This window comes from Pseudomonas aegrilactucae (genome assembly GCF_019168305.1).
GTDB lineage: Bacteria > Pseudomonadota > Gammaproteobacteria > Pseudomonadales > Pseudomonadaceae > Aquipseudomonas > Aquipseudomonas aegrilactucae.
Window position 1 is genome coordinate 22,895 of sequence record NZ_JAHTBI010000082.1, and the last position, 12,457, is coordinate 35,351.

Sequence of the window (12,457 nt, forward strand, 5' to 3'; positions counted from 1 at the left end):
GGAGCTTCTCTGATGAGCCTATTGCCACAACCGCACGATCCCGTGGCGGTCATCTCCACTGACGCCCAGGCGTTGGACATTGCCGAACAGATCGCCGAACACCTGCGCCGCGACAGCATCGAGCGCGACCGCGAGCGCCGCCTGCCGCACCCGGAACTGGCGCTGTTCTCGCGCTCGGGCCTGTGGGGCATCAGCGTGCCCAAGGCCTTCGGTGGCGCGGGCGTGTCCAACGTCACCCTGGCCAAGGTGATTGCGCGTATCGCCCAGGCCGACGCCTCGCTGGGGCAGATCCCGCAGAACCATTTCTACGCCCTGGAAGTGCTGCGCGTGAATGGCAGCCCTGAGCAGCAGGCGCGCCTGTACGCCGAAGTGCTGGCCGGCAAACGCTTTGGCAATGCCCTGGCGGAACTGGGCACCAAGACCGCCCACGAGCGCACTACCGCCCTCACCCGTGACGGCGACGGCTACCGTATCAACGGTCGCAAGTTCTACGCCACCGGCGCGCTGTACGCCCAGCGCATCCCCACCTCGGTGATCGATGAGCAGGGCGTGCAGCAGCTGGCCTTCGTGCCGGCCGACAGCGCCGGCCTGGAGGTGATCGACGATTGGAGCGGCTTCGGCCAGCGCACCACCGGCAGCGGCTCGGTGGTGTTCGACAACGTGCGTGTCGAGGCCGCCGACGTGGTGCCGTTCCAGAGCGCCTTCGAGCGTCCAACCCCGGTCGGCCCGCTGGCGCAGATCCTTCACGCGGCCATCGACACCGGCATCGCCCGCGCCGCCTATGAAGACGCGCTGCATTTCGTGCGCACGCGCACCCGGCCGTGGATCGACTCCGGTATCGACAAGGCCGTGGACGACCCGCTGACGCTCAAGTCGTTCGGTCACCTGGCGATCCGCCTGCACGCCACCGAAGCCTTGCTCGAACGCGCCGGCGAATACCTCGACCGCGCCCAGGCCGCCCCCCATGCCCAGACCGTCGCGGCGGCATCGATTGCGGTGGCCGAGGCCCGCGCCATCAGCACCGAGATCTCGCTGGCGGCCGGCAGCACCCTGTTCGAACTGGCCGGCAGCCAGGCCACCCTGGCCGAGCACGGCCTGGACCGCCACTGGCGCAACGCCCGCGTGCACACCCTGCACGACCCGGTGCGCTGGAAGTACCACGCCATCGGCAACTACTACCTCAACGATGAAAACCCACCGTTGCGGGGCACGATCTGATGGCGAAAAAGAAGATCCTGCTCAACGCCTTCAACATGAACTGCGTGGGGCACATCAACCACGGCCTGTGGACGCACCCGCGCGACACCTCGACCCAGTACAAGACGTTGGAGTATTGGACGGACCTTGCGCGGTTGCTGGAGCGCGGGCTGTTCGACGGCCTGTTCATTGCCGATATCGTCGGGGTCTACGACGTGTACCGCCAGTCGGTGGACGTGCCGCTCAAGGAGTCGATCCAGCTGCCGGTCAACGACCCGCTGCTGCTGGTCTCGGCCATGGCCGCGGTCACGCGTCACCTGGGCTTCGGCCTGACTGCCAACCTCACCTACGAGCCGCCGTACCTGTTCGCCCGCAGGCTCTCGACCCTCGACCACCTGAGCCGTGGCCGGGTGGGCTGGAACATCGTCACCGGCTACCTCGACAGCGCGGCCAAGGCCATGGGCCTGGACGCGCAGCCCGAGCACGACCGGCGCTACGACCAGGCCGACGAGTACCTGCAAGTGCTGTACAAGCTGCTCGAAGGCAGCTGGGAAAACGGCGCGGTGCTCAACGACCGCGAACAGCGCGTGTACGCCGACCCGGCCAAGGTGCACAAGGTGCAGCACCAGGGCGAGTTCTACCGGGTGGAGGGTTATCACCTGTGCGAACCCTCGCCGCAGCGTACCCCGGTGCTGTTCCAGGCCGGTGCTTCGGCGCGCGGCCTGGGCTTTGCCGGGCAGCATGCCGAATGCGTGTTCATCAGCGGCCAGAACAAGGCCGCCACCCGCGCCCAGGTCGACAAGGTGCGTGCCGCGGCCGTGGCCGCAGGGCGTGATGGCGAAGCGCTGAAAGTGTTCATGGGCCTGACCGTGATCGTGGCGCGCACCGAGGAACAGGCACGCGCCAAGCACGCCGAATACCTGCGCCACGCCAGCCCCGAGGCGGGCGTGGCGCACTTTGCCAGCTCCACCGGCATCGACTTTGCCGACTATGAACTGGACGAACCGATCCAGTACGTGAAGAGCAACGCCATCCAGTCGGCCACCCAGCACCTGCAGAACAACGACTGGACCCGGCGCAAGCTGCTCGACCAGCACGCCCTGGGCGGGCGCTACATCACCCTGGTCGGCTCGCCGACCCAGGTGGCCGATGAACTGGAAAGCTGGATCGAAGAGACCGGCCTGGACGGCTTCAACCTGGCGCGCACCGTGACCCCGGAAAGCTATGTCGACTTCATTGACCTGGTGATCCCCGAGCTGCAACGCCGCGGGTCGTACAAGACCGCCTACACCGACGGCAGCCTGCGCGAAAAACTCTTCGCTGCAGGCCCGCACCTGCCAGACGACCATACCGGCGCTGGCTACCGCACCCCCACCCCGACTGGAGCGCAACCGCATGCTTAAGACCTTCCTGGCCCGCCCTGTCGCGGCCCTGACCCTGGCCCTCGGCTTGATCGGTGGCGCCCATGCCAACGATGCGCCGCTCAAGGTGGGCACCACAGCGGCCTTCGCGCCGGCCCTGGAAGCGGCCGTGGACGAAGCGAAAAAACAGGGGTTGAAGGTGGAACTGGTCGAGTTCAGCGACTGGATCGCGCCCAACGTCAGCCTCGCCGCCGGCGACCTCGATGTGAACTACTTCCAGCACATCCCCTTCCTGGAAAACGCCAACGCCGCCGCTGGCTCCGACCTGGTGCCGTATGCGCCGGGCATCATCAACAACGTGGGCCTGTACTCGAAAAAATACAAAAGCGTCGATGCGCTGCCCGAGGGCGCCACCGCCGCCATTGCCAACGACCCGATCAATGGCGGGCGCGGCCTGCAACTGCTGGCCAAGGCCGGGCTGATCACGCTCAAGCCGGGCGTAGGCTACAAGGCCACCGAAGACGACATCGTCGCCAACCCGAAAAAACTCAGGATCCTGCAGGTCGAGGCCGTGCAACTGGTACGTGCGTATGAGGATGCCGACCTGGTGCAGGGCTACCCGCACTACATCCGCCTGGCCAAGACCTTCGATGCCAGGTCCGCCTTGATGTTCGATGGCCTGGAGCACAAGGAATACGTGATCCAGTTCGTGATCAGGCCGCAGAACAAGGACGATGCGCGCCTGGCCAGGTTCGTCGACATCTACCAGCACTCGCCGGTGGTGCGCGCCGCCCTGGACAAGGCCTACGGCAAGCTCTACCAGCCGGGCTGGGAGAGCTGAGATGAGCGCTGCCACCGCCCACCAGACGGCGCAACCCACACCCCCATTGCAGGTAGCGCAACAGCATGCGCTGCACCCTGAACTGAGCACGGCGCACGTGCGCTTCGTCGGTCTCCACAAGACCTATCCGGGACAGGCCGCGCCGGCGCTGGCAGACATCGACCTGAACATCCAGCGCGGCGAGATCTTCGGCATCATCGGCCGCAGCGGTGCGGGCAAGTCGTCGCTGATCCGCACCATCAACCGCCTGGAGCAACCCAGCAGCGGGCGGGTGCTGATCGACCAGATCGACATTGGCGAGCACGATGAAGACCGCCTGGTGGCGTTGCGTCGGCGCATCGGCATGATCTTCCAGCACTTCAACCTGATGTCGGCCAAGACCGTGTGGCAGAACGTCGAGCTGCCGCTGAAGGTGGCCGGCGTGCCCAAGGCCCAGCGCCAGCGCAAGGTGGCCGAGCTGCTGGAGCTGGTGGGGCTGCAGGACAAGCACAAGGTCTACCCGGCGCAGCTGTCGGGCGGTCAGAAGCAGCGCGTGGGGATTGCCCGCGCGCTGGTGCACGACCCGCAGATACTGCTGTGCGACGAGGCCACCTCGGCGCTGGACCCGGAAACCACCGGGTCGATCCTGGCGCTGCTGCGCGACATCAACCAGCGCCTGGGCCTGACCATCATCCTGATTACCCACGAGATGGCGGTGATTCGCGACATCTGCCACCGCGTGGTGGTGCTCGAGCGCGGGCGCATCGTCGAGCAGGGCGCGGTGTGGCAGGTGTTCGGTGACCCGCAGCACGAGGTCAGCAAGACCTTGCTGGCGCCGTTGCAGCCGGCCTTGCCGCAGCGCCTGCAGGCCCGCCTGCTGGCCGAGGCGCCGGATGTGCGGGCCACCCTGGTATTGCGCTTGCGCGTGAGCGGTCGGGACCGCGAGGCACCGGAGCTGTCGTCGCTGTTTGGCTTGCTGGGTGGCCAGGTGAGCCTGTTGCAGGGTGGTATCGAACCGATTCAGGAGCGTGCGCTGGGGCAACTGGTGGTGTCGGTGGCCAACTCGCCGCATGGGCATGCGCAGGTGATTGAACGTGCCCGCCAGTGGGCGGCGCAGGTGGAGGTGCTGGGTTATGTGGTTTGATCGATTGGTGCAGGGGGTGCTCGACACCGTGCTGATGGTGGGTGTGTCGTCGCTGATTGCGTTGCTGGCGGGGATACCGCTGGCGGTGGTTCTGGTGACCAGTGGCAAGGGCGGGATCTTCGAAGCGCCGATGGTCAACCGGGCGCTGGGGGTGTTCGTCAATGTGTTCCGTTCGATTCCGTTCTTGATTCTGATGGTGGCGCTGATCCCGTTCACGCGGTGGATCGTGGGCACCACCTATGGCGTGTGGGCGGCGGTGGTGCCGTTGACGATCGCGGCCACGCCGTTCTTTGCGCGCATTGCCGAGGTGAGCTTGCGTGAGGTGGACCATGGCCTGATCGAAGCTGCGCAGGCGATGGGTTGCAGGCGCTGGCATATTGTCTGGCACGTACTGTTGCCCGAGGCGCTGCCGGGTATCGTGGGCGGGTTCACCATTACCCTGGTGACCATGATCAACTCGTCGGCGATGGCCGGGGCGATTGGTGCGGGGGGGTTGGGGGATATTGCGTACCGTTATGGCTACCAGCGGTTCGACAGCCAGATCATGCTGACAGTGATCGTCATGCTGGTGGTGCTGGTGGCGTTGATACAGCTGGGCGGGGATCGGTTGGCGCGGGGGTTGAACAAGCGGTAGACCGCGGCGTCTGCTTCGCTGGCAAGCCAGCTCCCACAGGGTTTTGTGCAGCGCCGCCTAACCCTGTGGGAGCTGGCTTGCCAGCGAAGCTTTTTACAGACACATCAAGAGTCAATGTCAGACCGCGATCCGCAGCCTACGCAGCTACCTTGAAATTTCCATCATCAAGGATGACTGACATGGATCGATCAAGCTCCTATCTGCTGCGCCGTGGCCGATTTTCAGAGCCCGGCAGGCTGTACATGCTCACCAGCGTTGTCGAGAATCGCAGCCCGGTTTTCCAGGACTTGTGGTTGGCTCGGCTGCTCATAGAGCAGTTCCGACAAGCCGAACGCGAGGACGCTGCTCGCTCGCTCGCCTGGGTGGTGATGCCAGATCACTTTCATTGGCTGATCGAACTCCGTCAGGTCACGTTGAAGACCTTGATGCGACGGCTGAAGTCTCGCAGTACCTGCAGGGTGAACCTGACAAGCAATCGCCAAGGTCGATTGTGGCAGCAGGGTTTCCATGACAGGGCGCTACGTCGTGAAGAGGATATCCGTGCGGTGGCCCGCTACATCGTTGCCAACCCTTTGCGGGCCGGGCTTGTGCAGAAGGTCGGTGATTATCCTCACTGGGATGCCATCTGGCTCTAGATCGTGTAACGGCCATTCGCTGGCAAGCCAGCTCCCACAGGTACCCCACTGTTCTCAAGAGCAGTGGAGTACCTGTGGGAGCTGGCTTGCCAGCGAAAGGGCCATCACTCGCGCTGCGGCTCCCTGATCTTGTACCAGGCCACATACAACGCCGGCAAAAACAGCAAGGTCAGCAAAGTGGCCACAATGATGCCGCCGATCATGGCGTACGCCATCGGCCCCCAGAACACTTCCCGCGCAATCGGGATCATGCCCAGGCTCGCCGCCGCCGCCGTCAGCAGAATCGGCCGCCGACGATGGTTCGTGGCCTCCACCACCGCATCCCACGGCGCATACCCCTGCTCGATGTACGCATCGATCTGCGTCACCAATATCACCGAGTTGCGGATGATGATCCCGGCCAACGCCAGGATCCCCAGTATCGCCACGAAACCCATCGGCGTACCCGTCGGCACCAGCGCCAGCACCACACCGATCAACCCCAGCGGCGCCACGCTGACCACCAGAAACAGCTTCTGCACGCTGTGCAGCTGGATCATGAGGAACGTCGCCATCAGGAACAGCATCAGCGGCACCACCTTGGCAATCGGGCCCTGCGCCTTGCTGCTCTCCTCCACCGTACCGCCCGTGGCCACCTCGTAACCCACCGGCAAGCTGCGCGCAAACTCCTCGATCTGCGGCTTGAGCTGCACCACCAGGTCGGTCGGCTGGATCTCGTCACGCACCGCCGCCTTCACCGTGATGGTCGGCTTGCGATCGCGCCGCCACACCAGCGGTTGCTCCAGCTCGTAGCGCACCGTGGCAAACGCCAGCAACGGGATCGAGGTGCCGTTGGGCGTGACGATCTGCAGGTTCTGCAAGGTCTGCGGCGACCCACGCTCGCTGTCCACCGCACGCCCCACCACATCGATCAGGTAGATGCTGTCGTTCACCTGGGTCAGTGGCGAGCCGCTGACAATGCCATTCATCAGGTTGGCCACGTCCTCGGACGACAGGCCCAGCTGACGCGCCTTGTCCTGAGCAATGTCGATGCGCAGCACCTTGCCCGGCTCGTTCCAGTCGTAGATGATCTCGCCGATGTGCGAGTTGCGATCCAGCAGCGCCGCCAGTTCGATGGCGTGCCTGCGCACCTGGTCGATGTCCTTGCCACTGACCCGGTACTGGATCGGGCGCCCCACCGGCGGGCCCATCTCCAGCGACTGCACGTAGCTGCCAATGCCGACGAAGTCCTTGCGCAAACGCTCCTTGAGCCGCGCCATCAGCGCCTCGCGCGATTCCAGGCCCTTGCTCACGATCACCAGTTGCGCGTAGTACGGGTTCTCCAGTTGCTGGTCCAGCGGCAGGTAGAAACGAATCGCGCCCTGGCCGATGTAGGTGCTCCAGCGCACGATGTCGGGGTCGTCCTTGAGGGACGCCTCCAGCTTGTCGACCGCCTTGCGCGTCTCGTCGATCGAGGCGTTCTGCGGCAGGTTCAGGTCCACCAGGATCTCCGGGCGGTCAGACGAGGGGAAGAACTGGTTCTGCACGAAACGCATGCAGAACACCGCCAGCACGAACAGCACCACCGTGCCGATGATGGTCAGCCAGCGGTTGCGCATGCACCACAGCAGCCCATGGTTGAAACCGCGGCCGATGCGCCCGGGTTCGGCGTCGTGCGACTTGACCTTGGCATTGAGCAGGTGCACGCCCAGCACCGGCGCGAACAGCACCGCCACCACCCACGACACCAGCAACGCCACGGCGATCACCGCAAACAGGGTAAAGGTGTACTCGCCCGCCGAGCTCGCGTTCAGGCCGATCGGCACGAAGCCCGCCACCGTCACCAGGGTACCGGTGAGCATCGGGAACGCCGTGGAGGTATAGGCAAACGTGGCCGCCTGCTCCTTGCTCTCGCCCATCTCCAGCCGCGTGACCATCACCTCGACGGTGATCATCGCGTCATCCACCAGCAAGCCCAGCGCGATGATCAGCGCACCCAGGGAAATCCGCTGCATGGTGATGCCGCTGTACTCCATGAACACGAACACCATGGCCAGCACCAGCGGGATCGAGCATGCCACCACCAGCCCCGCGCGCACGCCAAGGCTGATGAAGCTCACCACCAGCACGATCACCACCGCCTCGAACAGCGCGCTGGTAAAGCCGCCCACCGCTTCCTCGACCACCACCGCCTGGTCCGACACCGTGTGCACGCCCACGCCCACCGGCAGGTCGGCGGTGACGGCATCCATCTTGTCGTGCAGGTTCTTGCCGAAGGCCTGGATGTTGCCGCCCTTCTTCATGCCGATCGCAAGCCCGATCGCCGGCTTGCCGTCATAGCGGAACATCGGCGTGGGCGGGTCGGCGTAGCCGCGGCTGATCTCGGCGATGTCGGCCAGCCGATAGAAACGGTCCTCGAGCCGCAGGTTGACCTGCTGCAGGTCTTTTTCCGACGCGAACTGGCCGCTGGTGCGCACCGAGATGCGCTCGGGGCCGGCCTCGATCACCCCGGCCGGGGTCACCGCGTTCTGTGCCTGCAGCGCCTGCACCACCTGACGCTGGTCGATACCCAGCGCCGCCAGCTTGCGCGTGGAGAAGTTCAGGTACAGCACCTCGTCCTGCTGGCCGATCATCTCGACCTTGCCCAGGCCGGGCACCTCGCGGATCTCGGCACGCACCTGTTCGACATAGTCGCGCAACTGGCGCATGGAGATGCCGTCGGCGGTAAAGGCGTACACCGAGCCGAACACGTCGCCGAACTCGTCGTTGAAACCGGGGCCCTGGATACCCTGCGGAAACTCGCCGCGAATGTCCTGGATCTTCTTGCGTACCTGGTACCAGATCTGCGGAATGTCGCCCGCCTTGGTGGTGTCGAGCAGGTTGACGAACACCGTCGACTCGCCGGGCCGGGTGTAGCTTTTCACGTAGTCGAGCGAGTCCAGCTCCTCGAGCTTCTTCTCGATCCGGTCGGTCACCTGCAGCAGCGTTTCGTCCTGGGTCGCACCCGGCCAGCGGGTCTGGATGACCATGGTCTTGATGGTGAACGACGGGTCTTCTTCACGCCCCAGGTTGAAGTAGGAAAATACCCCCATGAGCAAGCCGACGAACATCAGGTACCAGACGAAGGATTGGTGCTTGAGGGCCCATTCCGACAGGTTGAAGCTTCCTTTCATCGCGGGCTTTCCTCATCGATTTTTACCTTCTGGCCAGGCTTGAGGCTGTTCACCCCTGCCGTCACCACACGCTCGCCCGCCTCGACCCCGGCGCTGAGCACCACCGTGTCAGCCAGGCGCTGCAGGACGTTCACTTCGCGCGATGACACCGTCAGTTGCTGCGGATCGACGATCCATACGCGGCTCTGGCCGTCGACCTCCTGCAGGGCCGTCAGCGGCAGTTCGCTGTGCGGCTTGATCGCCGAGCTGAGGGTGACGCTGATCGCCGTGCCCAGGCGGAACGCCTCGGGGGTATCGGCCAACGTCAGGCGTGCACGCCGGGTGCGTGTGGCCGCGTCGGCCTGGGGTTCGATTTCGCGCAACGCGGCGGTGGTGCTGATGCTGGGGTCGAGCTGCGCGGCGACCACGAACCTGACCTCGCCCGACAGCTGTTCGGCCAGGCCTGCGGGCAGGTCGATCACCGCTTCCTTGATATCCGGGCGGGCCAGGGTCACCACGCCCTGCCCGGCCGTGACCACCTGCCCGGCCTCGGCCTGCCAGGCCGTGACCACGGCCGGGTGGTCGGCCTGCAAGCGGCTGTAGCCAAGCTGGTCGCGGGCCTGGCTGAGCGCCGCCTTTGCCTGTTCGAGCGAGGCACCGGTGGTTTTCAGGTCGGTCTGGGCAATGTCCAGTTGCGCCTGGGCGCCCACGCCGCGGTCGAACAGTTGCTGCTGGCGACGCGCGTTGGCCTGGGCATTGATCCATTGCGCCTGCACCTTGGCCAGGTCGCCTTCGGCGGCGCGCAGTTGGTTCTGCTGGTCGGTGGGGTCGAGGGTGGCCAGGGTGTCGCCGGGTTTCACCGCGGCGCCCACGTCCACCCAGCGCCGGGCGATACGCCCGCCCACACGAAAGCCCAGGGTGCTTTCGAAGCGCGCCTGGATCGACCCGGCAAAGCGCCCCAGGCTCTCCTGGCTCTGCGCCTGCACCACCTGCGACAGCACCGGGCGCACCGGCTCGACCCGCTGTTGCTTGTCACCGCAGGCCACCAGCACCACACAGCCGAGTACCAGCATGAGGTTCTTCATTGCGATACCCCGATGTCGGCGATGTCGGCCACTTCCACCTGCATGTCCGGGTGCAGCAACTGGCCACCGGCGATCACCACGCGCTCCCCGCCCTTGAGCCCTTCGCCCACCACCACCTTGCCGGTGAGGTAGCGCACCACCTTGACCTTGTGCAGGTTGACCTTGTTGTCCGCGCCCACCAGCCACACGGCCGGGTCGTGCACATCCTTGGTCAGCGCCGACCAGGGCAGCTCGACGCTGGGGGTGCCCTGGGCGTTGGCCGTGGCACTCACCACCGACCCCAGCTGCATGGCCGGCGGCACATTGCTCAGCGCCACCTTGACCTGCACCGTGCCGCTTTGCGCCGACACCGTAGGGGTGATCTCACGCACCTGGCCCTGGGCCTGCACCTTGGGGTCGTCGAGCAGGCTGACGGTAATGGCCTGCTTGCTCGGTGGCGCCATCAGCAGCGACTCGTACACGTTGAACACCGCGTCACGCTCGCCGTCGCGGGCCAGGGTGAAGATCGGCACGGTGGCCTGCACCACCTGGCCGACCTCGGCCTGGCGCGCGGTGATCACACCGGGGGCCTCGGCAATCAAGGCGGTATAGCTCAGTTGCTCGCGGGCGTTGGCCAACTGTGCCTGGGCGGCCTTGAGCGCACTCTGGCTGCTGCGTAACGCGGCCTGGGCCGAATCGTATTCGCTCTGGCTGGTGTAGCCCTTGGGCAAGAGCTTCTGCTGGCGCACGAAGGCGGCAGCGGTCTGGGTGACGCGCGCCTGTTCGGCGAACACTTCGGCCTTGGCCGAGTCGACGTTGGTCTGCAGGTCCTTGGGGTCCAGCCGCGCCAGCACCTGGTTGGCGCTGACATGATCGCCCACGTCCACGCTGCGCTGGATGATCTTGCCGCCCACACGAAACGACAGGTCGGTCTGCACGCGGGCCTGCACATCACCGGTGAGGGTGACCGCTGCGGCAAAATCACCCGGCTCGACCTGTTGCACGGCCACTCGGGGCAGCTCGGGCGCAGCGGCTTTCTTCTCGCCACAGCCGCCGAGCAGGAGTGCGAGCCCAAGGCAGACGATCAGGTTGTGGGGCGACACCGTCATGCGGGCTCCTTGCGTGGGTCGGACCGGTTGGTAGATGCGACTGTTAGCGTAGATCAGGGTTCCGCCTGCCGCTTGTCCCGGGGGCAATTCTTGATCGCGGTGGTTTAGGTAATACTGTGGCGCATTGCCGCCTGCCCCAGGACACCCCGATGCTGACCACCCTGGCCATCGCCAACTACCGCTCGATCAACCACCTGGTGCTGTCGCTGGGTCGCCTGAACGTGATCACAGGGCCTAACGGCAGCGGCAAATCCAACCTGTACAAGGCCCTGCGCTTGCTGGCCGAAACCGCGCACGGCGGGGTTATCAATGCGCTGGCGGCCGAGGGCGGGCTGGACTCGACGTTCTGGGCCGGCCCCGAGACCATCAGCCGGCGCATGCACCGTGGCGAGGTCGCCATCGAGGGCACCCGTCGCAATGAAACCAAGCGCCTGCGCCTGGGCTTTGGCTGCGAGGACTACGGCTACGCGATCAGCCTGGGCATTCCCGAACCGACACTGTCGATGTTCGCCCTGGACCCTGAAGTGAAGCGCGAGGGGATCTGGGCCGGGGCGCTCTGCCGGCCGGCCAGCCTGCTGGTGCAGCGCAAGGGGCCGATGGTGAAGGTGCGCGAGGGGCGTGAATGGGCGGTGGTGGCCCAGCATACTGCGGGGGCCGACAGCCTGTTCGACCAGGTGGGCAACCTGAGCAGTTCGCCGGAGGTACTGGTGTTGCGCGAGCAGATTCGGGGCTGGCGTTTCTACGATCATTTGCGCACAGACAGCCAGGCACCCGCGCGCCGGCCGCAACTGGGCACACGCACACCGGTGTTGCACCATGATGGACGGGACCTCGCGGCGGCGTTGCAGACCATCATCGAAGTGGGCGACCCCGACGCGTTGCAGGCGACCATCAGCGATGCGTTCCCTGGCGCGCGCCTTGCGATCGATGCGACGGTCGGCGGCCAGTTCGGCCTGCTGTTCCATCAGGAGGGGCTGCTGCGCCCGCTGTCGGCGGCGGAGTTGTCGGACGGGACCTTGCGCTACCTGTTGCTGGTGGCGGCGCTGCTGACGCCCAGGCCGCCGAGCATGATGGTACTCAACGAGCCGGAGACCAGCCTGCACCCGGACCTGCTGCCGGCGCTGGCGCGGTTGATCGTGCGTGCTTCGCGGGGCTGCCAGGTGTGGGTGGTGTCGCATGCCTCGCGCCTGATTGCGGCGCTGGAGCGCGATGCGCAGAGCAACTGCATCGTGCTGGAGAAAGTGCTGGGGCAGACACGGGTGGTGGGGCAAGGGCCTCTGGATGAGCCGGCGTGGCGGTGGCCGGAGTAAATCTGCCAGTACGGTGTTGCGCCCTTCGCTGGCAAGCCAGCTCCCACGGGTA

General features: G+C 65.8%; 10 protein-coding genes. 7 read left to right on the forward strand and 3 right to left on the reverse strand.

What is annotated here, in order from left to right:
- Positions 1-12: 12 nt before the first annotated feature.
- From KUO17_RS21000 to KUO17_RS21025, 6 genes are all read left to right on the forward strand, one after another.
- A complete protein-coding gene (locus KUO17_RS21000) occupies positions 13-1,218 on the forward strand; it encodes an SfnB family sulfur acquisition oxidoreductase (RefSeq protein ID WP_217977424.1) in 1,206 nt (401 codons plus the stop codon).
- The gene (locus tag KUO17_RS21005) at positions 1,218-2,600 is read left to right on the forward strand and encodes an LLM class flavin-dependent oxidoreductase (RefSeq protein ID WP_217977425.1); all 1,383 of its coding nucleotides are present in this window, start codon (positions 1,218-1,220) and stop codon (positions 2,598-2,600) included. Before KUO17_RS21000 ends, KUO17_RS21005 begins: the two co-directional genes overlap by 1 nt.
- Positions 2,593-3,399: a MetQ/NlpA family ABC transporter substrate-binding protein gene (locus KUO17_RS21010; protein WP_217977426.1), complete on the forward strand. Its 807-nt coding sequence runs from the start codon at positions 2,593-2,595 to the stop codon at positions 3,397-3,399. Before KUO17_RS21005 ends, KUO17_RS21010 begins: the two co-directional genes overlap by 8 nt.
- 1 nt (position 3,400) lies before the next feature.
- Positions 3,401-4,522, forward strand: coding sequence for a methionine ABC transporter ATP-binding protein (locus tag KUO17_RS21015; RefSeq protein ID WP_217977427.1), 1,122 nt, complete (start codon positions 3,401-3,403; stop codon positions 4,520-4,522).
- Entirely contained in the window at positions 4,512-5,156 is a 645-nt protein-coding gene (locus tag KUO17_RS21020) for a methionine ABC transporter permease (protein ID WP_217977428.1), read from the forward strand. The genes KUO17_RS21015 and KUO17_RS21020 overlap by 11 nt, the downstream gene beginning before the upstream one ends.
- 179 nt (positions 5,157-5,335) lie before the next feature.
- A complete protein-coding gene (locus tag KUO17_RS21025; RefSeq protein ID WP_217977429.1) occupies positions 5,336-5,791 on the forward strand; it encodes an REP-associated tyrosine transposase in 456 nt (151 codons plus the stop codon).
- A gap of 104 nt (positions 5,792-5,895) precedes the next feature.
- Here the strand turns inward: KUO17_RS21025 and KUO17_RS21030 are convergent, their stop codons facing one another.
- The 3 genes from KUO17_RS21030 to KUO17_RS21040 are packed head-to-tail and all read right to left on the reverse strand — an operon-like array spanning position 5,896 to position 11,095.
- On the reverse strand, positions 5,896-8,943 hold the full coding sequence (locus KUO17_RS21030; protein ID WP_217977430.1) for an efflux RND transporter permease subunit: 3,048 nt from the start codon (positions 8,941-8,943) through the stop codon (positions 5,896-5,898).
- Positions 8,940-10,007, reverse strand: a complete 1,068-nt coding sequence (locus KUO17_RS21035; protein WP_217977431.1) for an efflux RND transporter periplasmic adaptor subunit — start codon at positions 10,005-10,007, stop codon at positions 8,940-8,942. Before KUO17_RS21035 ends, KUO17_RS21030 begins: the two co-directional genes overlap by 4 nt.
- On the reverse strand, positions 10,004-11,095 hold the full coding sequence (locus KUO17_RS21040; protein ID WP_217977432.1) for an efflux RND transporter periplasmic adaptor subunit: 1,092 nt from the start codon (positions 11,093-11,095) through the stop codon (positions 10,004-10,006). Before KUO17_RS21040 ends, KUO17_RS21035 begins: the two co-directional genes overlap by 4 nt.
- A 149-nt stretch (positions 11,096-11,244) precedes the next feature.
- On the opposite strand from KUO17_RS21040, the gene KUO17_RS21045 reads away from it, so the two are divergent.
- Positions 11,245-12,405: an AAA family ATPase gene (locus tag KUO17_RS21045; protein WP_217977433.1), complete on the forward strand. Its 1,161-nt coding sequence runs from the start codon at positions 11,245-11,247 to the stop codon at positions 12,403-12,405.
- The last annotated feature ends 52 nt before the right edge of the window (positions 12,406-12,457 follow it).

Excerpts from the sequence above, each read along its gene's own strand:
- KUO17_RS21040 (WP_217977432.1), bottom strand. The coding sequence starts at position 11,095 with ATGACGGTGTCGCCCCACAACCTGATCGTCTGCCTTGGGCTCGCACTC.
- KUO17_RS21025 (WP_217977429.1), top strand. The coding sequence starts at position 5,336 with ATGGATCGATCAAGCTCCTATCTGCTGCGCCGTGGCCGATTTTCAGAG.
- KUO17_RS21010 (WP_217977426.1), top strand. The coding sequence starts at position 2,593 with ATGCTTAAGACCTTCCTGGCCCGCCCTGTCGCGGCCCTGACCCTGGCC.
- KUO17_RS21015 (WP_217977427.1), top strand. The coding sequence starts at position 3,401 with ATGAGCGCTGCCACCGCCCACCAGACGGCGCAACCCACACCCCCATTG.
- KUO17_RS21005 (WP_217977425.1), top strand. The coding sequence starts at position 1,218 with ATGGCGAAAAAGAAGATCCTGCTCAACGCCTTCAACATGAACTGCGTG.
- KUO17_RS21035 (WP_217977431.1), bottom strand. The coding sequence starts at position 10,007 with ATGAAGAACCTCATGCTGGTACTCGGCTGTGTGGTGCTGGTGGCCTGC.
- KUO17_RS21020 (WP_217977428.1), top strand. The coding sequence starts at position 4,512 with ATGTGGTTTGATCGATTGGTGCAGGGGGTGCTCGACACCGTGCTGATG.
- KUO17_RS21045 (WP_217977433.1), top strand. The coding sequence starts at position 11,245 with ATGCTGACCACCCTGGCCATCGCCAACTACCGCTCGATCAACCACCTG.
- KUO17_RS21000 (WP_217977424.1), top strand. The coding sequence starts at position 13 with ATGAGCCTATTGCCACAACCGCACGATCCCGTGGCGGTCATCTCCACT.
- KUO17_RS21030 (WP_217977430.1), bottom strand. The coding sequence starts at position 8,943 with ATGAAAGGAAGCTTCAACCTGTCGGAATGGGCCCTCAAGCACCAATCC.